The sequence below is a fragment of the Bacillus sp. FAU20 genome (assembly GCF_056033865.1).
In genome coordinates this window covers 195,632-218,684 of the sequence record NZ_JBVYHY010000026.1, presented here as the reverse complement: position 1 = coordinate 218,684, position 23,053 = coordinate 195,632, and the positions used below count along the sequence as shown (strand labels likewise).

At 33.4% G+C, this 23,053-nt stretch carries 17 protein-coding genes and 4 pseudogenes; 5 read left to right on the top strand and 16 right to left on the bottom strand.

The features are described from left to right. Nucleotides 1-12: 12 nt before the first annotated feature. From essC to AC0OM3_RS22960, 11 genes and pseudogenes are all read right to left on the bottom strand, one after another. Nucleotides 13-4,524: a type VII secretion protein EssC gene (essC, locus tag AC0OM3_RS23010; RefSeq protein ID WP_474213106.1), complete on the bottom strand. Its 4,512-nt coding sequence runs from the start codon at nucleotides 4,522-4,524 to the stop codon at nucleotides 13-15. A 27-nt stretch (nucleotides 4,525-4,551) separates the two neighbouring features. Continuing rightward, the gene (gene essB, locus AC0OM3_RS23005) at nucleotides 4,552-5,751 is read right to left on the bottom strand and encodes a type VII secretion protein EssB (RefSeq protein WP_000136609.1); all 1,200 of its coding nucleotides are present in this window, start codon (nucleotides 5,749-5,751) and stop codon (nucleotides 4,552-4,554) included. Between the two features lie 73 nt (nucleotides 5,752-5,824). Beyond that, nucleotides 5,825-6,076 (bottom strand): EsaB/YukD family protein, encoded by a 252-nt coding sequence (locus AC0OM3_RS23000; protein WP_001007571.1) that lies wholly within the window; start codon nucleotides 6,074-6,076, stop codon nucleotides 5,825-5,827. Nucleotides 6,077-6,080: 4 nt separating this feature from the next. Beyond that, nucleotides 6,081-6,584, bottom strand: coding sequence for a type VII secretion protein EssA (gene essA / locus AC0OM3_RS22995; RefSeq protein ID WP_000595655.1), 504 nt, complete (start codon nucleotides 6,582-6,584; stop codon nucleotides 6,081-6,083). After that, the gene (gene esaA, locus AC0OM3_RS22990; protein ID WP_474213105.1) at nucleotides 6,556-10,374 is read right to left on the bottom strand and encodes a type VII secretion protein EsaA; all 3,819 of its coding nucleotides are present in this window, start codon (nucleotides 10,372-10,374) and stop codon (nucleotides 6,556-6,558) included. The genes essA and esaA overlap by 29 nt, the downstream gene beginning before the upstream one ends. A gap of 126 nt (nucleotides 10,375-10,500) precedes the next feature. Beyond that, a complete protein-coding gene (locus AC0OM3_RS22985; RefSeq protein WP_000918601.1) occupies nucleotides 10,501-10,797 on the bottom strand; it encodes a WXG100 family type VII secretion target in 297 nt (98 codons plus the stop codon). A 298-nt stretch (nucleotides 10,798-11,095) separates the two neighbouring features. Further along, nucleotides 11,096-11,524, bottom strand: coding sequence for a GNAT family N-acetyltransferase (locus tag AC0OM3_RS22980; RefSeq protein ID WP_000635650.1), 429 nt, complete (start codon nucleotides 11,522-11,524; stop codon nucleotides 11,096-11,098). 3 nt (nucleotides 11,525-11,527) lie between these two features. Beyond that, nucleotides 11,528-12,045: pseudogene (locus AC0OM3_RS22975) on the bottom strand (cupin). Between the two features lie 12 nt (nucleotides 12,046-12,057). Then, entirely contained in the window at nucleotides 12,058-12,543 is a 486-nt protein-coding gene (locus AC0OM3_RS22970) for a GNAT family N-acetyltransferase (protein ID WP_000221048.1), read from the bottom strand. Next, nucleotides 12,540-13,100, bottom strand: coding sequence for a 2'-5' RNA ligase family protein (locus tag AC0OM3_RS22965; protein ID WP_061884094.1), 561 nt, complete (start codon nucleotides 13,098-13,100; stop codon nucleotides 12,540-12,542). The genes AC0OM3_RS22970 and AC0OM3_RS22965 overlap by 4 nt, the downstream gene beginning before the upstream one ends. 6 nt (nucleotides 13,101-13,106) lie before the next feature. Then, entirely contained in the window at nucleotides 13,107-13,673 is a 567-nt protein-coding gene (locus AC0OM3_RS22960) for a GNAT family N-acetyltransferase (protein WP_001181857.1), read from the bottom strand. 136 nt (nucleotides 13,674-13,809) lie between these two features. Here AC0OM3_RS22960 and AC0OM3_RS22955 point away from each other — a divergent pair, with 136 nt between their 5' ends. Then, nucleotides 13,810-14,436 carry a DUF1648 domain-containing protein gene (locus tag AC0OM3_RS22955; RefSeq protein WP_061884092.1) on the top strand — a complete coding sequence of 209 codons (627 nt, stop codon included), beginning with the start codon at nucleotides 13,810-13,812 and terminating at the stop codon, nucleotides 14,434-14,436. A gap of 20 nt (nucleotides 14,437-14,456) precedes the next feature. Here AC0OM3_RS22955 and AC0OM3_RS22950 read toward each other — a convergent pair. Further along, nucleotides 14,457-15,583: pseudogene (locus tag AC0OM3_RS22950) on the bottom strand (metallophosphoesterase). 174 nt (nucleotides 15,584-15,757) lie between these two features. Next, nucleotides 15,758-16,180 (bottom strand): GNAT family N-acetyltransferase, encoded by a 423-nt coding sequence (locus tag AC0OM3_RS22945; RefSeq protein ID WP_001101112.1) that lies wholly within the window; start codon nucleotides 16,178-16,180, stop codon nucleotides 15,758-15,760. A gap of 129 nt (nucleotides 16,181-16,309) precedes the next feature. On the opposite strand from AC0OM3_RS22945, the gene pdxR reads away from it, so the two are divergent. After that, complete coding sequence (gene pdxR, locus AC0OM3_RS22940; RefSeq protein ID WP_000348033.1) at nucleotides 16,310-17,725, top strand: MocR-like pyridoxine biosynthesis transcription factor PdxR; 1,416 nt, start codon at nucleotides 16,310-16,312, stop codon at nucleotides 17,723-17,725. An 89-nt stretch (nucleotides 17,726-17,814) separates the two neighbouring features. Here pdxR and AC0OM3_RS22935 read toward each other — a convergent pair whose 3' ends face one another. Together AC0OM3_RS22935 and AC0OM3_RS22930 are read right to left on the bottom strand one after the other, a co-directional pair. Then, complete coding sequence (locus tag AC0OM3_RS22935; protein ID WP_000755126.1) at nucleotides 17,815-18,660, bottom strand: YitT family protein; 846 nt, start codon at nucleotides 18,658-18,660, stop codon at nucleotides 17,815-17,817. Nucleotides 18,661-18,840: 180 nt separating this feature from the next. Next, complete coding sequence (locus AC0OM3_RS22930; protein WP_474213104.1) at nucleotides 18,841-20,049, bottom strand: macrolide family glycosyltransferase; 1,209 nt, start codon at nucleotides 20,047-20,049, stop codon at nucleotides 18,841-18,843. A 379-nt stretch (nucleotides 20,050-20,428) separates the two neighbouring features. On the opposite strand from AC0OM3_RS22930, the pseudogene AC0OM3_RS22925 reads away from it, so the two are divergent. The 3 genes and pseudogenes from AC0OM3_RS22925 to AC0OM3_RS22915 form a co-directional block, all read left to right on the top strand. Further along, nucleotides 20,429-20,590, top strand: a pseudogene (locus AC0OM3_RS22925) (nitrate reductase); the annotation flags it as partial. A 23-nt stretch (nucleotides 20,591-20,613) separates the two neighbouring features. Further along, nucleotides 20,614-21,483 carry a GNAT family N-acetyltransferase gene (locus AC0OM3_RS22920; protein ID WP_061884090.1) on the top strand — a complete coding sequence of 290 codons (870 nt, stop codon included), beginning with the start codon at nucleotides 20,614-20,616 and terminating at the stop codon, nucleotides 21,481-21,483. Then, nucleotides 21,484-21,746, top strand: a pseudogene (locus tag AC0OM3_RS22915) (class I SAM-dependent methyltransferase); the annotation flags it as partial. It lies immediately after the preceding gene. Nucleotides 21,747-21,776: 30 nt separating this feature from the next. Here the strand turns inward: AC0OM3_RS22915 and alr are convergent. Beyond that, on the bottom strand, nucleotides 21,777-22,952 hold the full coding sequence (gene alr, locus AC0OM3_RS22910) for an alanine racemase (RefSeq protein ID WP_002182683.1): 1,176 nt from the start codon (nucleotides 22,950-22,952) through the stop codon (nucleotides 21,777-21,779). Between the last annotated feature and the right edge of the window lie 101 nt (nucleotides 22,953-23,053).

Sequence of the window (23,053 nt, the reverse complement as noted above, 5' to 3'; positions counted from 1 at the left end):
GCAAATCCCCCCTTAAATAGTTGGCACTTTAATTCTAGTAGCAAAACGATTTTCAACAAAATACCCTTCAAATGGATTTAATTTTGTACTACTTAAATCTTTATTAGATACATCGAAGACCATTTGGCCTGATGATTTTCTAAGTAAAATAACATGAGATTGCGTTTTTATTGTTTTTGAAACTAAGTCGTATCGACTGTCAATTGAATCAACATCACAGCCAATTACGAAGTGGATGCCCATAAATGCACCATTTGTTATTAATTCCGCTAAACTATATATATCGCTATCCTCTAAATTACTTAAAATATCATTTACATCTGCAATTACGATTACAATCGGCTTAAATTTCTTAATAAATTCTGCCGGGTTCACTGTTTCACTTGATGCTTCCTGCTCCTCTTTAAACGCCGCTTCTCTCGATTTATAAGCGTTTGTAACTTGTTTAATCGTTTTCTCAATTCCTGTTTTTTCAGCTACATATAAAGCAGCGCTCTCTCTATAGTTTGAGAAATTTCGTGTTCTTGTATCAATTAAACCTAGGTCAAAGTGTCCACTGTCTGCTAACTGTTGAAGGAATTGATGAACTACATTTTCAACTTCATCTTTCTTAATTCCCCCTACAACAATATTAGACGCTTCCGTTAAATCTAATTCGAGAGGCGTAACGTTTTCTGTCTCTACACCAAATGTTAGTTTGCCTGCTTCAATAATTTTTCTTGTTTCTGGCCATGCAATAAATTCTTTGTATTCTAGAACTTCAGGTACCATAGGAATTGCTTTCGGTCTTTCTCCATCCCAGAAGGAATCCATCTCTTTTCCTTCAGCTTGTATATTTTCAATTCGAGTAAGGACATCTTCTCCATCTGTCGGTAAAGCTGTTTGGAAGATTGTTGGTTCGTCAATTTTAACTAAACCACGTCCTGCTAATTCTTCAATTTTCAACTCTGTTCTTCCTACAATCGCTCTAGATTCTGCCTCATCTATCATATATAGAGCAATTTGTAGTTTAATATTTGTATTTACTTGTACTCTCAATGCATTTTGACGTGTAGCTGTAAGCATTAAATGAATTCCTACCGCTGCCCCTTCACGTACAATTTGTGCAATAATGCGTTCAAAATCTTCGACAAATCCAGCTTCTCTAACAGCATCATAGTTATCTAACGTAATTAATATTGTTGGTAATACTTCTTTACTAGCTCTCTCATACATTTCAAGACTCGCAACGCCATATTTACTTAGCAATTGCTTTCTATCTTTTAATAGGTCTTCTATGCGACGAAGAAACTTCTCGCATTTTTCAACTTGGTCTAATGTAATGATGTCTGCCACATGCGGTAAAGATTTTAATGGCATTAAACCATTTGTTCCGAAGTCTAATAAATACACATGCAAATGCTCCGGACTATGCTGACGAGCTACATCCATAATGACTGATTGTAAGAATGTTGATTTTCCGTAGCCTGGACTTGAGAAGACCGCTACGTGTCCGTCTTTACTAATATCTAGTGTTAATGGTGTTTGTGATTGTAATTCAGGCTGATCTAGTAGACCAATTGTTGCTTGTAATGGTTTCTTTTCTTTCGTCCATGCTTCTTTGAACTGAATAGCATGTAAGTCTTGTAAATATACGCTTTCTGGAAGTGGTGGTAACCACGGTCTTGCTAATGCTTCAATTTCATTTATTTCTGCGTAATCGTGAATGTAGTCAATAACAGCATCCAGTTCAGATGGTACGCTTATTACTTCTTTACTGCTACCAAGTCCACTTAAGTCTTCACTTAATATTTCATATTGTCCTAGATCATTTATTGCATAGATTGTTGCATCTAAATGTTCTTTATCCTCTTTATTTTCTACATAGTCTGCTCCGCTCCAAGCTGATTGGAATAGTTCATAAATTTCATTATTCCCAACTTGTAAGTAAGCACGTCCTGGTAATGTAATTTCAGCAGCATCCGGTGTTTTTAAAATTTCATTACTATCTGACGTATTTTGAACTTTTAATGCTAGTTTGAATTTCGAGTTACTCCAAATTTGATCATCTACAACACCACTCGGTTTTTGCGTAGCTAATATTAAATGGATTCCGAGCGAACGACCGATACGCGCTGTTGAAACTAACTCTTTCATAAACTCTGGTTGTTCTGACTTCAGTTCCGCGAATTCATCACTAATTAAAAATAGATGTGGCATCGGTTCACTTACTAAGCCTTCTTTATACAGTTTTTGATACTGATTAATATGGTTTACATCATTTTCCCCAAATAATCGTTGTCTTTTTTGTAACTCAGCTTTAATTGATGCGAGCGCTCTCATACTTTGTGCTCCATCTAAGTTCGTAATTGTTCCTAATAAATGCGGTAAGTTTTTGAATAAATTCGCCATACCGCCGCCTTTATAGTCAATTAGTAAAAAGGCTACTTCGTACGGATGGAAATTAACTGCTAGAGATAAAATGTACGATTGTATAATTTCCGATTTACCTGAACCTGTTGTACCTGCTATTAATCCGTGTGGTCCGTGTGCTTTTTCGTGTAAATTTAAGTTTACGATATCTTCTTTACCACGTAATCCAAGTGGTACAGCTAAAGATTTATGCGCTGCATTTTTCTCCCAACGACTTGTGATATTCAGTTCTTTTACTTTTTCAACGCCGTACATTTCTAAAAATGTTACGCTTTCTGGAATACTATTTTTTAAGTTTTGCAAATGATTTAATGGTGCTAATGCCCGTGAAATATCTTCTAAATTAAACCCTTTCGGTACGTGATTTAGTTTAAATTGACGGTTAACAAGCTCTCCTTGCTCTAAGATGATGTTCCCTTGTTTTGCATCTCTTATATCTATTACCGTTTTCACATGCTCCGGTAAACTTTGCATAACATCTTGTACAAATACAAGTGATACACCTAATTGACTCGGATCATCATTAAAGAATTCCATAACAACATGGTCTAATATTAGTTTTTCATCTGTAATGAGAACGACATAGTGCGGTGCAAAGTACATTTTTTCATTAGTAGAACTTTTTTCATCTAGTTTTAATTTTCGTTCTTTCAATATTTGATACAAACTATTTAACACTTGATCACGGCTACGATCATGGTATACAAATCCACGTACATTTATATCGCGAACACTTCCATGAGGTAACCAGCGCATCCAATCCCATTTTTCTTTTTCTTCTTCCGGAAAAATAGTAATAAACTGCAAGTCATAATAACTATGGAATAAAGCCGTTTGTGCAACTAATAATTGTAATTGCTCTAACACTAAAGAGCGTTGGCCAATATAACCGACTGGTCCATTCATTAAATCTGTTACAACTGGTACATCTTCCAATGATAGATAACGCTGTCTTAGTTCACGTGCTATATCGATTAATTCATCTTTCGTTTGACTAAATTCTTCTTCATTAAATTGAATTTCAAAACTCGTATTAGCTTGTCCTGTTCCAACGCTAAATGTTAAGAAATCATGATGTAACATTGTTTTTTCATAAATTCTAGGATTTACTTGAACTGCCATATTACGTATTACTTCTACATTTGGATTGTGATAATGTAATGCGTGACGCTGTTTTTCACTTTCTGCATGTAAATCTTTCGTTTTTTGTTTTATATACTCTCTATAGCTTTTATCTCGTTCAACAATGTCGACTTTATATTGCTTCAAATTTTTAATATACGATGTGACAGAAACAATGATTGTTACTAATGTCATCGCAATCGATGCGATAATAAACATTCCATATTTCATGAAAATAGCAAGTAATACAGTTACGACAATCATGACAAGTGAAGGTGCAATGATTCTTGCTAAATGCTCCGTTGGTTTTGATGGCATACTTGAAGGCTTTGCAATTGTCATTTTCTCTTCTGGTTCACGGTAAATAATACGTGGTGAACGATGATAGTCTGGATAACCACTTTGATAATTTGTTTCTGATTCTACTAAAATAGGTAACGCAGATTTCACTTTATCTTCTGAAGAAAGTACTTGAATGTCTTCACTACCAATCTCCAATAAAATACCATCAAAATATAATACGTCTCCTGATTCCAACATAACGCTATCTTTTAACTTCGTATAATTATGAAATACATCCCCGCCATACACGTTCACTTTAAAAGAATCGTACAACGTTTCGCGAGATAGCATTAAATCTACAATAGTCCCGGTAATAGAAATATCATCGTAATCGTTTTGACTCACTGTAAGAGAATGTTTCGTTCCGATATCAAACACTTTAGTTGTGCCAACAATAGATATAAAGATTTTCAAGCTCACATCTCTTGTTTTCCCAATCTCAATTTCCTTATTAAATTCTATTAATTGATCCTGTACCATCCAAGCATTTACTTCATTATTCCACTTTAACTCTATTTCTTGTTCTAAACTTGGATTCGTAATATCATTTGTCCACTCTTTTCCAATCGACACTATTGATTGCTCATTTGGATGTAATGTGCACTTATATATTTTGTCTCCATAAGTCAATACTAATAGTTGCTCCATCCGTGTTCACTGCTCCTTTTCAACTGCTTACTCTTTTTTCTCTGTGTCCGACAAATTTTTATCGCTTGATGAATTGCCATATTTCTTTTTATATTCATCTAATTGTTGCTCATATGTTTTTAACTTTTGATCACGTTCTTCCCCTGATAAATCAGGATTATTTTTCAGTGATTCAATTTGTTTAACAAGGCCGTACATAATAAGCTGAGGATCATCAAGTGTCTTAGCTAAATCTAATGATTTATCAAAATTACCTTTTCCGTTATACATCCAATACAGCAAATACTTTTCATCACTTTTCAAACTAATGTTTTTCATAATCGATTTCTTTTGAGCTTCACCTAGTTTTTCAGCTGTAATGTATGCAAATGCTAACTCATATTTAGATGCAATCGGCAATGATTCAAACTCCTCTTCATTCAATTGCGTAATGACTTTGTCATAATCAGTTGCTATGAAACTTGCATTTGCTTCTAACAATTTATTTTGATAAGGAAATTTTATAAAAGTGAAATATATTAAAGGAGCAGCTAAAATAACTGTCGCCGCTATGAAGGAAAAAGCTAAGTATTTAAATGATTTGTAGCTTTTTTTAGGTACTAACTGCATATTTTTTTCTGTTTTTGTTTGTTCCTTCTCAAAGCTGTCATCAAGAAACTGCAGTAATGCATCTAAGCTTTCCATTTGAGCAACGGTCTGTTCAAATGTTGTTTCTTTTGCATCTTTTAGTAACCCAGCATACAAATCATCAAAGTTATGTTTTTGGGAGAATAAAGCAATAATTAGACACTTATATTGTGTTAAAAATTGCTCTTCTAATAACGGGGTTGGCGGAACAATATCTCGAATTCCTCTATGTATAATACTTGGTATTAAATTAGCATTAAAAACTATATTGTCTGGATGTAAAAAGAACGTGATTCGTTTATTTAAATATTTACGAAACTGCGCAACATTCCGAAGTAGTCTTAATTTCTCATTTCTTCCAAAACGGCTAAGATCGTCCCACTTATGTAATTTTTTATCTACTTGATATAGAAACGTAAACATATCATCCGTTTCTTCTATTGTTAATGGTACAAATTCAGATGATTCGCCCGTAATTATATCGAATTGACGGAAGTCTTTTATACGTGTTTGAGATTTGGTCATCTCCAATTTCCAATTTTCTTTTTCTATTTGAAATTGATAGTTCATTGCATCAATTTGAATTATTTTTTCCGTCATGTTTATCCTCTTCTCCTTTTCTTTATAACCCGTAATAACTTATTTTCAAATAACTAAAAGTAAAAAATATTCTTTATAAAACTTGCAAAATATCTCCATCTGTTATTTGGTGATCAATTAAACGATCATTATCTGTTAAAACAATTGACTTATTTTTCACTTTAATTACAAAATGTGAACCTTCATGATTATCAATCTTTAGCGTATCTAATAAGTTTTTTAATAAATATTTAATAGATTGATGATTCGGAATACGCAAATCATATGTATTTCCATTCCATTTACTAAAATCTACTGTCACATTGATATGTGTTTGTATTGCCATCGCTTTACCTCCAACTTTTACGAAGAACCGTATAAATACCGATGCAAATAAGTAGAATGCCGCCGCCAAATAATAATATTATTGTTATACTAATTGGCTCTTCATTCATTGTTTCATTACTCGCTACTTCATCTGCACTTTTTCTGACAATGTATTCACTGCTAAACAAACTATTTTTCGTATCTTTAACACTATTATTCTCTTTTGGTTTTGTAAAAAGAGAATCTCGCAAAGCTTCCATATCTTTTTGTTCTTTCTTTTTCTTTTTCTCAATTTCTTCTTCTATATCTTTGTTAAATAACTCAATCGATGCTTTATCTAATTCTGTTTCCTTATGTTCCTTTTTATTTTTTTCTTGGTCGCTTTCTTCAAGTCGATCCACTTTAAACTTAATCTTCCCATCATCACCAAGATAACTGTCAGCCGCGCTCCTTATCGGTAGCGCGACAAACAGTAAAAGGATAGAGAGAAATGATAACTTAGCCACTATGCTCCATTGTTTGATCATTTACTTCTTTTTCCTCCCATTTCTTATGCCATACAAATAGATTACTAACCAATCCAATAATGGCAATTACAAACAATACGACAAAAATAACTTTCCCAGTATCTTTACCACTAATAAAATCATTTAGAAAACTTTCTATATACTGAAGCGGTGAGAATTGACGTATCTTTCCGACAGACGACATTTGATCTACTTTACTTCCAACTGCCTCAGTTAAAAACAGGTACATGCTTAAAAATACTAATAGTATAAACATTCCTACCATTTTTATTTGTCGTAATAAGTAGGTTGAGACTAATACAAACGCCATCATAATAAATGTGATGAACGCAATCCATAGTAAACTTTGATCCTGACCAAACTTTAAAAGACGCCCAGAAATGATACCTATACTAATCCCTTCCACAATTGATATACCGAAAGCTACTACTGTAGTTGGTACATTCATATCAATTAATGAGAATTTCTCTTCAAAATGATCTGATTGCATTCTTTTCTTTTCTTGATTCGCAATTGCGTATGCTGTAAATAATGCAACAATGAAACAAGTTAATACAATTAAGTATGGTGTAAAAGCATTTCCTGCTACAATTACTCCATCATTTTGCTTTTGAACTGGACTAGCTAAAAAGTCATATAGCATCTCATTTTGACGATCTCCAATACGGCTATTGGCTAAAATTTTCGTAAAGTTTTTGGAGAATGATTTATCATCTTCCATTTTCTTCGTAAAGTCATTTAATAATAAATCAGCTTTTGAAACAATTGTCGTTCCGCTGTCTTGAATTTCTTTTGCTTGTCCATTAATTTGATCAAATGTTTTATATACATCGTCTGAAGTTGCTAAACTATGCTTCGAACTTTCGACCAATGACTGACTTTGCATCATTAATGATTTAATACCAGAATCTAACGATAAAATAGCTGTTTGCTCACCAGCATGATTTGTTGTTAATACTTGCTGCTCTTCAACTAGCTTTAAGCTATTCTCACGCCATTTCGCTAAACCTTTTAAATACTCTCCTAAATTTTCATTCATACTAGTTGCTTGTTGCGTCGTTCCATTTAATTTCTCCGCTAGTAGCATAGAATTTTGATCCGCACTAGTAATAGATTGTTGATAAGAGTTTATTTTTTGTTTTAAACCTGACATATCTTGCTTTATTTCTGTAGTAATACTTGATGAAACAAGATTTGAAATTAAATCAATTAAGCTTTGTTTATTTAATACGTAGTACAAAGATTGATTCGTCGCAATTGCATCTAAACTTCCCTCTTCTAACTTAGGACCTACATCTTTCGTTCTTAAATCAATCCCATAATACATTTCGTAAAGGCTCATTAAACCTTGATAACTTTCGACTGTATCTACTGCTTCTTTTATTAATGCACTAGATATATTTTTTGTTAATACTTCTGCTTTTTGATGTACAACTTGATTCGTTGTACTTTCAATAACTTTACCGTTATCTGTTCCCGTTTCGCCTCCTGGATTTCCTCCGGTTCCGTTGTCTGTCCCCGTTTCGCCTCCTGGATTTCCTCCGGTTCCGTTGTCTGTCCCCGTTCCGCCTCCTGGATTTCCTCCGGTTCCGTTGTCTGTTCCCGTTCCGCCTCCTGGGTTTCCTCCAGTTCCGTTGTCTGTTCCCGTTCCGCCTCCTGGGTTTCCTCCAGTTCCGTTATCTGTTCCCGTTTCGCCTCCTGGGTTTCCTCCGGTTCCGTTGTCTGTTCCCGTTCCGCCTCCTGGGTTTCCTCCAGTTCCGTTGTCTGTTCCCGTTCCGCCTCCTGGGTTTCCTCCAGTTCCGTTATCTGTTCCCGTTCCGCCTCCTGGGTTTCCTCCGGTTCCGTTGTCTGTTCCCGTTCCGCCTCCTGGGTTTCCTCCAGTTCCGTTATCTGTTCCCGTTCCGCCTCCTGGGTTTCCTCCAGTTCCGTTATCTGTTCCCGTTCCGCCTCCTGGGTTTCCTCCGGTTCCGTTGTCTTTCCCTGTTCCGCCTCCTTGGCTTCCTTCATTATTGCCTGTTGTGTTTTCCATTTTTTTGATAATAGGCGTTTTAGCATTGTGTACTAACGGCATTATGCCATACTGTGATTTATGAACCACATTTTCCACCTTGCTATTTTCAGTTTGTGTTCCTTTATCCTCTTTATTAGGTTCTTCTTTTTCAGGACTAGTTTCTTTTTTATGAGTCCCGCTCAATTCCCACTGCCATGTTACAGGAGAGAAAACATCTATATTGATGTTTGGATCTTTTAGCTTCACATGCAAGCTAATCTTTATATCCCCTTCATTACGAGGAGCTATTGTAATTTCTCCTGCTTCGCTTTGTAGAAAGTCACTTGTACGATCCACATCATCAATATATAAAGCTTCTGTACTTCCATCTAGTTTAAACTCTTCTGGAATACTTATCTTCAAAATTTGCGGAGATTCCATTTTAATTACTTTCGCAGTATCACTAAATGTAATTCCCTCTGTATAAAGTCTATCCTTCACTTCTTTAATGGCGTTTCCTAAAGATATTTTATTTACAGGATCATAATAAAAATTATTTTCTTTATTATATTTTTTTGTAAATTGAATTACATTTTGCAGTTGTAATTTCGTTGTATCTGGTAAATCACTTTGACCGATTTCTTCCATGTTTAAACTAGGTAATTTCGCAATTAAATTCTCGATTTGTTTCTTTATTCGAACATCTGGTTGTTTCATTAATGTATTTATGAAGATTTCTTGCTTTCCATCATTCGACATTGATTGCTTTAATTTCTTAATTACCGTATCTTGAATATCACTTTCTAACTTTCCTGCAAGTTCTGTATCATATTCAGACACTTGTTTTTTTACATCTGCTAAATATTTTTGAATCGCTGAAGCATCAGTTAAAATATTCGGTTCTTTCTCTGAAAACGTAAATTGATTTGAAATAATTTTATTAGCGGATTCCAATGCACTTAATTGCTTTAAAGCATCGCCTGTATTCATATCATTCATATATTGATTAAATTGATTTGTGAAATTATTCGCTAATAAATTGTTATCAGTTTGCATTTTTTGAAAGTTATTAAAACCATCTAAGTACGTACTGTTAGATTTATTCCCTTCATCTAACGCTTGACCGAAACCTTTTAAAACATCCTGAAATCCTTTGAAACTATTAACAGAAACACCTGTATAATCTTGTACTGTTTTAAATTGATTTGTGTAATTTGCTAACGGACTATGTATATCTTTTTTATACATAGTTGTTTGAACGTTTCCTTTTTCAATTATTTTACCTATATTATCTTGTGCACCTTGTAGCTTACCGATAATACTCGCAAAATAAACGTCGATTATTTGCTTATTGAAATCTTCTAAAATAACAGAAGCTGTATTTTCTGCCTCAGCTTTCAAATCCTTATTCCCAGTTGCATTTACTTTGTAGTTTAAAGTTAATTTCTCCGGAATCTCTGAATCAATCGCAACTGCTTTCCTAGAAAAATCATTTGGAATAACAATCATCATATTGTAATTATTATTTTTCAATCCATTTTCTGCTACCCCGCGACTAACTACGTACCATTCTTGTTTCGTATTTTTATTTACATTTTTAACAAATTGATCTCCAAACGCTATTTTATTGCCCTCAAATACAGTGCCCTGATCTTCATTTACCAACGCAACTGTCATTTTTGGTGTAGTATTCTCATTAGCTTTCTTAACATTTTGATTTAATGCTAAATAGGAGACCCCTGTTGATAGTACAAGAGCTAAAATAATAAACAACAAGATGCTCCATTTGAACTTTTTCACTACTTATCACTCCTGCGACTGCGAGTCTATCTGATGAAAGACTTCGTATCTTACTCTAGTTTTAAAGTAATTTAGCCATACAACGTATGGTTGCATGGCTAAATTATATATTTCTTTTTATCTGTCTTATTGTAGACCGAAATTACGAGAAAGATCTTCGTCATGTCTAGCAACAGCTTCTGCAGTTTTATTAAGCTGCATATTAATTTCTTGTAATAGCTGTGCGAAGTTTTGTACTTTTGGCTTTAATTGATTGAACTGTTGGTCAAAACCTTCGAAAGCACGACCTTCCCATTCTCCTCTTAATTCATTTTGTAAGTTTTGTAGTTGACGTAAAATGTCCTCAATTTGATTTGCACCTTGTCCATATCGAGTCGCTTTCGATTTAAGCTCCTCTGGTGACATACGAATTTGTCCTGCCATTATTAAATCCCCCTTAAAATTAAAAAATAGTAAAATTAACCAATAATCAATTCTACAAATTGATTATATCAATAATTTAAAAATTTCTAAACAAAAAAATGATATTTTTCCAAAATTTCTCTTTTACTATAATAACGATATATTATATAATACTAATTTATTTGTTTTTTAAGCACACTCTATAAATCTACTATAAAATAAAGGCAAACCATCTATTTTATACTTATTCGCTTTAAATTCCAGCGATAAAGTAGCCACTAAATCATTATTTTCTCTTCTCTCATTCAGACTATTCTACTCACTTCAAAGTCATAATTACCTGCCTTTCAACAAACCCAAACTCTTCGTACATCTCTTTTGCAAAATTCCCAGCAAATACATTCAACCGAATTTCTGAATACTTCTCCTTTAATTCCTTAATACCAGCTTCCATCAGTTCTCGCGATAATCCTCTCCCGCGATATTCTGGGAAAACGTACAATTCATATATAAATCCAAGTTTTTCACGAGAAAAATAGTCTGTATTTTCCCCTATTAATATCCATCCCATTACTTTATTTTTTTCTTTAACGATTAAATAGTATGCTCCTTTTTCTACAATCGGCTTTGTAATCTCAATTGCTTTCTCGGTACTTAATTGACAATTCCCTCTCGTCCCTTCAAAAAGCGATTGAGCCGAATATTTTAATATTTCATTGGTATCTTCTTGATTCGCCTTAACAATCATTTTTCACAACTCCCCTTGAATAATAGGCATTACTATCGCTTGTTCAAGATTCTCCGCTTCCATAACAATTGCTGTTAATCCGTGTTCTGTACTTGTTTCATGGAGCTCTCCCTTTTCCCAAAACACAGCTTGTCCCGCCTCTATCTTTATCTTTTCTTTATTTACCCCACATACATATCCTGCTCCATCCACAATAAGAAGCAGTTGAGATACAACTGCTTCGTGATAAAGTGAAACTTTAATCAGTGGGGGTTTTATTCATCCCCCACTGATTATTAGTTAAACCAATCGGGCTTTTACGGGCAGTTGATCCCCCACCTAACTTGTTTGCTTTCGCTGAATTTTGAGGCAGGGTTCTTACTGCCCGTTAATGCGGGATAACCGATGATTCCATTCTCGTGTAAATGCATAGCACCGATATGTATATTTCCTCGATGGTTTAATATTTTCGACATGATGAAATTAGATTGAAATACTGATAGGTGCTTTCCTACTTTTTCACTAAAATCAAAAATTTTCATTACTAGTCCTCCTTATACGTATAAAACCATCCTTACTGTCTGCATCATATGTCCTTCAAAGTCTTCTTCAAATTGCTCTAATTCAGCAAAACCTTTCGCTTCATAAAAGCGTTTTCCTTTTTCATTTGCTGCTTCTACATGTATGTACAATTTCCGTATCCCATTTAATGCTTTAATTCCTTTTTGTAATAAAGCACTTCCGATCCCTTTTCCTTGCTGATCTGGTAACAAATAAATCGCACCTAATTCCGCTTCATTTTGTAGTCTAACAGGTGAAAAGTTCGCAAACCCTATTACTTCTCCTTCTTCTTCCGCAACGAATAAATGCGTATTTTTAAGACGATATTTCATTTTTTCATCAGAATATGCCTCGTCTAAAAAACTGTCTTGAATTTCTCTTGGAATAATGCCTTCATATGTATCATGCCAAGCTATTTTTGCTACTGATTGTACAGCATGAATATCTTCTTGCTTCATTTCTCTAATTATATATGTCATCTCGATGTCTCCATTCTCTTTAAATTATATTCTGCTAATATACTAGAAGAAACGGCAAAACCATTTTCATAATTCACCTTAATTAATTTTAATTTCTCAATTGAAGCTGTTGCAAAATCAAACTTTCCATAAATATATTCCATTACACTTAAAAACTGCTTTGTATGTAATTTATTTGCAATTGTACAATGCGGAACCCATTTTCCCGGTACGTAATATGAATTTGGGTTGTCATGAAAAGTTTTAAAATAATCATGATAAGAATAATAAAGTTTTAACAATTCATCGGTAACGGTCGGCGCTAGAAAGACCGTTCCATTAGTAGGAAAAATTCCAACAGAAGGAAAAGTGACTGTAGACATGTTTTCTTGAATAGCTACAAATCCCTTTAATTTTTCAATATATAAATTAACATCTAACTCATTATAATCCGCAATCGTTATATGAGGTTCTACTCCAGCTAATTGATTTGTTCCAATTACATTTGTTAATTCATTTTGCAATTCTGTAATTTTATTAGTAAACACACGATCAAATGTAGCAATAATAGCGTACAATCTTTCTCACCCCTTCGTTACACATAGCGCTTCCCATTCTTCACGAATCATGCCCATTCGAATAGAATCATAGTATGTTCCGTTATAATAACGACACTTTCGCATTCTACCTTCTAAGCTCATTCCTATTTTCTCCGCTACTTTCATCATTCGTTCATTACCAGACCAAGTCGTGAGCCCTACTCTACCAATTTCCATCTTTTCAAATAATAAATCTCGATATAACGTTAACGCTTCTGTACCGTAGCCACCATTCCAGTAAGTTGGATTATAAATAACAATTCCCATCTCCAACCAACGCGTCGGTTTATGCTCCCAATAAAATCCGACCGTCCCTATAATTTGACCGTTATTTTCTATAATTAAATTTGACAGTGGTTCTTCTTGCAAACGAGTTTGCATCTTCTCTTTATAGGAAGAGTATTCTTGCATTGAGAACGGGAAATATGGCGCATCCCATTTCTTCCATTCTGGGCTTTCTTCTTTAAATATGATATTCCATAATGTTTTTATATCCGATTCTTCTATTGTACGAATTGTAACTTTCTTCCCCTTTAATACAACGTTTTGCATAATTCCCTCCTGCATTCCTCTTTATTTCATATATAATTATAATATTTTTTCAGAAAAATCAAAACTAATATCATTTATTATATTGTATAATTTTGTTATTAGATACCAATTATTGATTTAGAAAGCTGGTGATTCAGTGAAGAATCGATTTAGTATTGCTTTATTTCTCACTATTGTTACGACAAATATTATTCTATATTTCTTCTTACCATCAAATATTGTTACGAAATGGGACTTTAATGGAACGCCTACATCAACAATGGATAAAAGCACTTTTGTAATCGTAAATATAATTATATGTTCCTTCTTATTCTTTGTATTTTTAGCTTTATCTAAAGCAGCGAGTAACCAGAAATTTCTCCATTGGATCGGCAACACAATGTTACTATTCTTATTTTTTGTCGATATTGTCATCGCCCTCATCGCTCTTGGCTTTTCACTTCCTCTTGATCATTTCATATTTTTAGCATTAGGGCTTTTATTTATATTAATAGGTTATTTCAGTTCCAAAATTGATACGACTAAATCAACCGTTTCATTAGAATGGAATGATAAGCACCTTGAAAAAAGAGCTTCAAATATTAGTAGTATTTCAATGATGATAGCAGGTATTTTTTTAGCGATACTTCCTTTTATCGTTTCTGCTCCCTATAGAGGTTATGCTATACTAGCAATTCTTTTAGGAATGAAGCTTATCATTCTGCCGAGTACGATTTATTTACTTATTAAAGACAGCAAGCAATCTACTCCTTTAAAAAAATAGGAGGTTATATCCCTCCTATTTCAGCTTAATGTTTTATTTTTCACTTTTTCTATCTCAACTAAAATCCCTTTCTCTATCCAACCCTCTACGCCATCTTTTTAATTAAATCATATCCTGAACAGCTATCATCAATGAGAGAAACGATATCTCCCTTCCTAACGCTTATTTGCGCACAAGAAATATCGGTTTTCACTGTATATTCACCTGACTTAAGTTGTTTCATATATTCATTTTTTACAGTGAGCACATTATTCGTTTCCTTTTGTTTACATACGGTGTAATCTTGCATCTTCTCGATAGGCTCTATGTAATAATACGGATATGTCACTCCGCCCTGCATTTCTGAATTCGCATTAAAATCCGCTATTACTTCGTACTCTGGAAAATAGTCTACATATGTATAAGAAAACGTATCGCCCGTTTGTTTCCTCTGAATAATAAATACGTTTAATTGCCCTGCTTCTTTAATTGCATTTCCTCCATCAATTGCAATAATTTTTTTCTCCTTATCAATAACTGGATTATTAGACGGTGCTTCTTCAGAATAGTTCACGACAGGCCAATGACCGACTATTACATACTTATTTGCTTTATGTGATTGATTGAAAAACTCCGGCATTGCTATCGCATTTTTGCGCTCAGTTTCTTTCCAATCTACTCTATCTTCTAGACCGGCATGCACAAAAATATAATCTTCTGTTTCAATCGCTGTTGGCAACTCTGTTAGCCAATATAGTTCTTGTGAAAATTCACTTAACAATGCTTCTTTCACTTCACGAATTGAAGTGCCCTCATGAACTGAAAAACCCAATTGCTCTAGCCATTCATTAAAAATTGAATGCTTCCTCGTACATAAATAATTAATAAGACCAGGATTTTCATTTAGAAGAGCATCAACTAAAACTTCACAATTCCCTTCAACAACGTGAACCTTTGAATTGTTCTTTACAAGATTCATAACGTAGTTTACTACGCCTACGCTATCTCGTCCTTTCTCGCAAAGATCTCCATTAATAATTAAATAATCTTCATCTTTAAAGTTAACTTTATGTAGTGCTTCTTTTAAAAGATTTAATTCTCCATGAATATCAGATATGACGATAACTCTAGCATCATTAGGGATTGATAGTTTCTTTATTTTTTTCAAGTATAAGCGCTCCAATCATCCTCTTTATTAAATTAAAACAATTCGACAAAATACACTATATAACCTTTTCAAATACATATACCATAACTTACAACCTATTTACGGTTCAATAATAACTTAAAAAATAAGAAGAAGCTGTTCCCAACTTTTGCAGGACAGCTTCTTCTTATTTTTTTATAATTCTTTATAAAAAGAATAACTCACCTTATCATACCCTTCTCTTTCATAAAAACGATGAGCATCAATTCTTGAAAATGCTGACGTGAGGACGATAGACTCACATCCGTTTTCCTTTCCCCAGTTCTCTATATACGAAAGTAATACTTTCCCATGTCCTTTTGAACGATGTGCTTCTGCTGTTACAAGGTCATATACGAAAACGTGTTTCTTATTATAAAAGTTCGTACAAATCGCTACACCTGCAAGGCTAACAACTTCATCATTCTCATTACGCAGCGAAAATAGTTTATAATTTTCTTCTTTCATATTTCGAAATAAAGAGCTTGTTTCCTCTTTTGAAAGTTTCATTCGTAATTGCTGTAAAACAGGTAATACTTCATGTAATTGCTCTTCTGTTACTACTTCTTTAACATTCATTTTTAACTCTCCTCTAACTATTTATTTAATTTTCTAAATGTTATATCATTATTATAGAAAGTAACTGCCCTTCACTTAAGTGACAGTTTAAGTGTTTTTTATAAGGCCAGTTTTAAAGGAGAGTTTTATATGGATTTTACTATCCCATTGCAATTACAAAGTAACACACCTATTTACTTGCAAATTTACGAATATATAAAAGCTGAAATTATACAAGGGACTATTTCTGTTGGCACACGTCTACCCTCACACAGAAATTTAGCATCACAACTTAATATTAGCCGCATTACTGTTGAATCAGCTTATCAACAGTTATTAGCTGAAGGTTATGCAGAAAGTAAACCGAAACGTGGTATTTTTGTAGCAAATTTCGATATTGACGTTATCCCAAATAACAAACGAAATGCAGCAAAGAAGACGAACAATTTGATAGAAGAAAAATTTGAATATGATTGTAGCCAAGGGCTTATTGATCAAAATACATTTCCGATTACAAATTGGAAACGAGCATTACAAGAATCCATACTTACATACGAAAATGCACTATTTGCCAAAGAAGATCCTCAAGGTGAATTCGCTCTTCGAGAGCATATATCAACATATTTATATCATTCTCGCGGTGTACATTCTTCACCTGATCAAATTGTGATCGGCGCCGGTACACAGCCACTTCTCTGGCTACTACTTCAACTGCTTGGCCCTACAAAAGAATACGGCATTGAAAACCCTGGATTTCATCGTATACACGCAATTATTAAAAGCTGTGATAGACAAATTCATCCCATACCATTGGATGAAAAAGGGATTGATATTTCTAGTTTATACAATACAAATTCCAATGTCGCATACGTTACACCATCACACCAATTTCCACTCGGGATTATTATGCCTTTATCTAGAAGATTAGAATTGTTAAAGTGGGCTAATGATTGCAATGGATACATTATTGAAGATGACTATGACGGAGAGTTTCGCTACGCTGGTAAGCCAATTCCTTCTTTACAAAGTCTTGATTCAAATGAACGCGTTATTTATATGGGGACTTTCTCAAAATCTTTTTTACCTTCTTTACGAATGGGATATGTTGTTTTACCACCACACCTTTTAAAGATATATCAAGAACTGCATGGAATTTTCAAACAAACAGTCGCTACAATACAACAACTTGCTTTTGCTAACTTTATACAAAACAGGAATTGGGAACGTCACCTTAATCGGAGTCGTACACTATATAAAAGAAAACATCATACGTTAGTAAAATCCATTACGAAAGAAATGGGGGCTAATGTTCAAATTCTTGGCGAACAGTCCGGACTTCATATTGTCTTATGTGTAAATAACAGTATGAATGAAAATGAACTGATTGAATCCGCTAAAAAACAAAGCGTTAAATTATACCCACTTTCTCCATATGATTTCGTGAATGATTTACGTGAGGAATCATACGTATTACTCGGCTTTGGTAGTATTCCGGAAAATAAAATTGAAACGTTGGCTATATTATTGAAAGACGCTTGGTTCCCTAGTTGCAAGGAAACTTGTTAACAGTGGGTTTAACTTGTAACATGTTAACAACTCAACAAAATAAAAAAGAAGGCTGTTCCAAAATAACTTTTTGGACAGCCTTCTTCTAGTTATTCACCTGACCTAGCTTTCCTTCCCGGACGTTTCACACCAGTCGTTTCTGTTGAATAGGAAGCTTCAATTATAGCGGTTGGATCTACAGAGAGAACGAGATCTTTCATTTTCGGATAAATGAATCGGTTTGTAATGCAATAAATGATTCTCTTATGCTCCCCTAAAAAACCACCTTCTCCATGTAGATACGTAACAGATAGTTGCAATTCTTTCATAAGTAAATCGCCTATTTCTTTATTCTTACCAGAAATAATCATAACGCTCTTACCTTGATTAATACCATCTAGTATAAAATCAATCATCTTCGTAACAATATAGAAAATTGCTAACGAGAACATCGCTTGTTCGATTGAAAATAAAATGGCAACAAAGATGAAAATAACTGCATTTACTGCAAGTAAAAATGTACTAATCGGTACATTAAAGTGTTTATTCATCCAAACTGCTAACATTTCTGAACCGTCAATTGCTCCACCCATTTTAACAACAATCCCAACACCAATTCCAAACAGTACTCCACCATAAAGTACAATTAATAACTCAGAAGTCGTAATTGCTGGAAATGGTTTTAAATAAATTAATCCGAGTGTTGTAACTACATTCGCATAAGATGTACGGATAAAAAATTTCTTTCCCATTACTTTTGCAGTAAATAATAAAATTGGGATATTAATTCCTAAGAACACACCATAAAGCGGTAATCCTGCGACTTTATTTGCCATAATAGCAATAGCCGTTACCCCGCCATCTACTAATCCATTAGGTGCTAAAATAAGCTCTAATGAACCTGCTACTATAATTGAGCCAATTGTTAATAATACGTATTCAAATACTTTCTTCATTCATTACCCCCAAAACTTATATATTTTCTTAGTATTATTTTAACGTAAATTTACTACTAATTCAAAGGTATCGATTTATATACAGAAAAGTTTCACCTTTATCGCTATTTTTATGTACTACATGTAACGCGTAATACTAAAAACACACTTACCAATTAAAAGTAAGTGTGTTTTTAACATCTATTTAATCTTTACGTACGGCTTCATTTTTAATTTGAATATTTCCTCAACTGCCCTTTGGTATCCACCAGCATTTCTAAGCGACTCTCCCACTTTACGACTATTTTCCTTAAACGTCACATCATCCATTACTTTCTTTACAGTCTCACGTAACAATTCAGAAGTTAACTCGTTACGATTAAGTGTTATGCCTGCCCCTACTTCAGCCAATCGTTTTGCAACGAATGGCTGATCCCCTGTTACCGGAATTACAACTAATGGAACACCATAATATAACGCTTCACTCGAACTATTCATACCACCATGTGTCACGAATACATCAGCATGCTGTAAAACTTCTAATTGGGAGACATAATTATACAATTTAAAGTTTTTCGGGATATTTTCAAATTGACTTATATTTATCTTCTTACCAACGACTAATACGACTGTCGCATCAACATCTTTAAGCGCTTCAAAACATTTTTCATATAGACCAGGTTGTTCATTAAAAACTGTTCCCATAGAAATGAAAATCACTTTTTCATTTTTTAAATCTTCGGTAGGAAAATTCCCCACTTCTTTTCGAGTAGCAATTGATGGACCTACAAATTTATACGATTCATCAAATACATCTGAACGTGGCTGATATTCTTTTGAAGTATATACAATCGTAATATCACCAGGATGGTTCATAATATCATACATACTATTACATTTCATTCCATACTGCTTATTCCATCTTTCCATTCCCGCTAAACAAGATTGATATAATGGATCCATTTCATCTACTTGTCTCGATTCTTGCTCATCATGAAAATTAATGTACTGATTAACAGCAAACGTTGTACAGGATGAAACGCTTGGTAATTGTAAAATATTCGCTATAATACGTCCTACTGGAAAATGATTATCATATATTAAATAATCGTATTTTTCCTCTTTTGTTTCTTCTACAATTTGAGTAACAATACGCTCTGATGCTTCAATCATATGAGATAGCATCGTCAAAGGGCTCCCACCTTCATTTACTCGTTCCATAATATTAATTTGAGAGAGAAAATTCTCAAACACTCGGAATTCCACACCTGTTGCTTCAACCTTCTTTCTATAATCTTCAATACAATAAGAAACAACTGTTTCCCCTCGCTGAATTAACTCACTTACAATAGCTAAAGTCGGATTAATATGACCTTCCCCAGGAAAATTTATTACGAGTACATTTGCCATAACATTCTCTCCTATCCAATTAATATAATAAAATTAACAATTAATTATATTAATTAATTTAAGTCTATTATAAATGAATGCATTCTACTTCTTCATGCTTTTCTCTTCATTTTATTATTGAGAAATATTTTCTATAGTCTACATTATTGTGATTCACAATCTTATAAATGAATGCTTAATTTTACTTTTACTCTTCATAGATTTAAAGATACGAGTCTTACATTCAAGTATTACCACCATTATTTTTAGACAATTCATACAAAAATAGAGAAATATAATATTTTTAATGAGTTTTCACTATAAATGTAAGTATGCTTTCAATCTTTTTATCTTTATCCTCATAACTCATCATCTGCTATATAATGAATTTATAGAATTTACAGAAAAAGAAGCGCATGCCTTTAAAAGTGGTTACGAAACAATTATGTCTATTCCTCACTTAGAAGAATATAGACAGCCTTATCGTTATTTATACCGACTGTTATCTGTGCAAGGTAATGTGGAATTAAAGAAATGGTTAAGTCACCCATCCTATTTTTAAATACAAATGAGAGGGAGTATACAATGGATATTCAGAAAAAGCGTTCTGTAACAGAAAGTGAAATACAGCAAATGAAGGATTTGGCTTATATTTGTGGGCAACAAGACAATCTTGATTACTCTTCAGATTTACATATCAACTTTTTAAAAAATCGAAATGAAGATTATATAAACGATTTTCTTCTTTATAACGGTACTCAATTAATTGGTGCTTTAAATATGTATGATTTCGAAAGACCAACAAAGCTTGAACTAATAGGCTTTGTACATCCTCATTTTAGAAAACAACGTTTCGGAACTATCCTTTTACAAACTGCAATGAAAGAAATACAAAATAGAGAGACAGATGAAGCTCTTCTTATTATTAATGGGGATTCTATTTCTGGGAATGAATTTGTAAAACATATGAAGTTACCATATTTATATAGTGAATATAGTATGGAGTTCAAAACAAACGAAATTCAAAAAACAACAGATAATAATATACAGCTTACTCTTACACCTTCAGAATCACTTCTTGATCTTATTGAAATTTCTAGTAAAGCTTTTGGTGATTCAGTAGAAAATACGGCTACATGGTTACAAAAAATGATGAATTCATCTTCCCATCAAGTTTACAGTGCCCTTATTGCTGGAAAAGTGATAGGAACAATTACAGTTTCTAAACAAGAGCAATCTACTACACTATCAGGATTCGCCGTTCATCCTTCTTATCAAGGTAAAGGATACGGAAAAGATATTCTTTGTAATATAGTACATACTCTTATTACAGAAGGAGTTTCAACAATTGAGTTAGACGTCGAAACGAAAAATATCCACGCTTTAAAACTATATACACAATGTGGTTTTGAAATTAACACGAGGCATGACTATTATAATTTAATTAATTTTTAGGTGAATACATATGTTAAAAAAACAATTTATTCTAATTATGATATTTTAGCAGACATCTATAATAAACATTGGGGACATTTTGTTGAATACTCCTATCCAGCCTCGTTTTACAAGATGCTCTTCCCTACTCTCGTATATTAGATCTTTGTTGCGGGACTGGTCATCTCTGCCGGTGATAGTTTAATTTAGTTGAACTAAAAAGTGTGTTTCACAAAGTTTACTCCGTATTACATAACGAGGGTATATTCGCATTTGATATGAATAAAAAAATAAAAAAACTGAATCGAAATGATTCAGTTTTTTCTTAATATATTTACAACTGCAGTTGTTTCGTCATTTTCTTTATAGACACGCGGAATTCTTCTATCTAGCATACATGTAACTTCATAGTTTATTGTACCTAACATATCCGCTATTTCTTCTACTGCGATATTTTCTTCACCTTGTTTACCGTAGAATACTACTTCGTCTCCTACTTGTACTGGCATCGCTTTTGAAACATCCAACATTAACTGATCCATACAAACACGGCCAATAACAGGTACTCGAACCCCATTAATTAACGCATAGCCTTTATTAGATAATTGACGATTATAACCATCAGCATAACCAATTGGTACAGTCGCAATCCATTCTTCACCAGTTGTTACATACGTATTCCCATAACTTACACCACGATTCTTCTTCGCATGTTTAATATGAGCTACTTTTGATTTTAACGACAACGCAGGCTGTAAAGAAACGACTGAATGATCCACTTCTTTTGATGGATACATACCGTACACTCCTATTCCAACGCGTACCATATTTTGAAATGTGTTACTTAATTCCATTGATCCCGCACTATTTGAACTATGAATATATGGTATTTGAATTCCTAATTCTTTCGCTGTATTAACAGCCTTTTCAAATAAACTTGTTTGCATATTCGTATATGATTTATCGATTTCATCTGCTGTAGAGTAATGCGTAAATATCCCTACTACCTCTACATACTCCATACGGTTTAATTCTTCTAAAAATGGTTTAACTTCTTCTTCTTGTAAACCGATACGACTCATTCCTGTATCAATTTTCACTTGAATTTGTACTTTCTTTTGAAGACGGTTTGCAATTTCATTTATACCATGTAAATCTTCCACTCTATAAACAGTCATCATAACGTCATATTGAATTACATCTTCTACAGCCGCTACTGGTGTGTATCCTAAAATTAAAATTGGTACAGTAATTCCTGCTTCTCTTAATTCTATTGCTTCATCTACAAATGCAACTGCAAGTTGATGTATTCCCGCTTCAATTGCAGCTTTGGCAACTTCAACTGCCCCATGGCCATACCCATTCGCTTTTACAGCAGCCATCATCTTAATTTCTTCATCATTTACATGTTTTTTAAATTCTTTTACATTATGTTTTACAGCATTTAAGTCAATTTCTACAATTGTATCTCTTCCATATTTCAAACTCATTGGTCTAACTCCTAACTCAATAATTGCATTCCATTCTATTTCACGTTTCATATGACCTTTTACAATATAATACTTTTCATTATGCTAGTCAAACTACTAGA

What these genes read in the sequence shown, in the direction of transcription:
- essC (WP_474213106.1), bottom strand. Translation starts at nt 4,524, where the DNA reads ATGGAGCAACTATTAGTATTGACTTATGGAGACAAAATATATAAGTGC.
- essB (WP_000136609.1), bottom strand. Translation starts at nt 5,751, where the DNA reads ATGACGGAAAAAATAATTCAAATTGATGCAATGAACTATCAATTTCAA.
- AC0OM3_RS23000 (WP_001007571.1), bottom strand. Translation starts at nt 6,076, where the DNA reads ATGGCAATACAAACACATATCAATGTGACAGTAGATTTTAGTAAATGG.
- essA (WP_000595655.1), bottom strand. Translation starts at nt 6,584, where the DNA reads ATGATCAAACAATGGAGCATAGTGGCTAAGTTATCATTTCTCTCTATC.
- AC0OM3_RS22985 (WP_000918601.1), bottom strand. Translation starts at nt 10,797, where the DNA reads ATGGCAGGACAAATTCGTATGTCACCAGAGGAGCTTAAATCGAAAGCG.
- AC0OM3_RS22980 (WP_000635650.1), bottom strand. Translation starts at nt 11,524, where the DNA reads ATGATTGTTAAGGCGAATCAAGAAGATACCAATGAAATATTAAAATAT.
- AC0OM3_RS22970 (WP_000221048.1), bottom strand. Translation starts at nt 12,543, where the DNA reads ATGACATATATAATTAGAGAAATGAAGCAAGAAGATATTCATGCTGTA.
- AC0OM3_RS22960 (WP_001181857.1), bottom strand. Translation starts at nt 13,673, where the DNA reads ATGCAAAACGTTGTATTAAAGGGGAAGAAAGTTACAATTCGTACAATA.
- AC0OM3_RS22945 (WP_001101112.1), bottom strand. Translation starts at nt 16,180, where the DNA reads ATGAATGTTAAAGAAGTAGTAACAGAAGAGCAATTACATGAAGTATTA.
- pdxR (WP_000348033.1), top strand. Translation starts at nt 16,310, where the DNA reads ATGGATTTTACTATCCCATTGCAATTACAAAGTAACACACCTATTTAC.
- AC0OM3_RS22935 (WP_000755126.1), bottom strand. Translation starts at nt 18,660, where the DNA reads ATGAAGAAAGTATTTGAATACGTATTATTAACAATTGGCTCAATTATA.
- AC0OM3_RS22930 (WP_474213104.1), bottom strand. Translation starts at nt 20,049, where the DNA reads ATGGCAAATGTACTCGTAATAAATTTTCCTGGGGAAGGTCATATTAAT.
- AC0OM3_RS22920 (WP_061884090.1), top strand. Translation starts at nt 20,614, where the DNA reads ATGGATATTCAGAAAAAGCGTTCTGTAACAGAAAGTGAAATACAGCAA.
- alr (WP_002182683.1), bottom strand. Translation starts at nt 22,952, where the DNA reads ATGAGTTTGAAATATGGAAGAGATACAATTGTAGAAATTGACTTAAAT.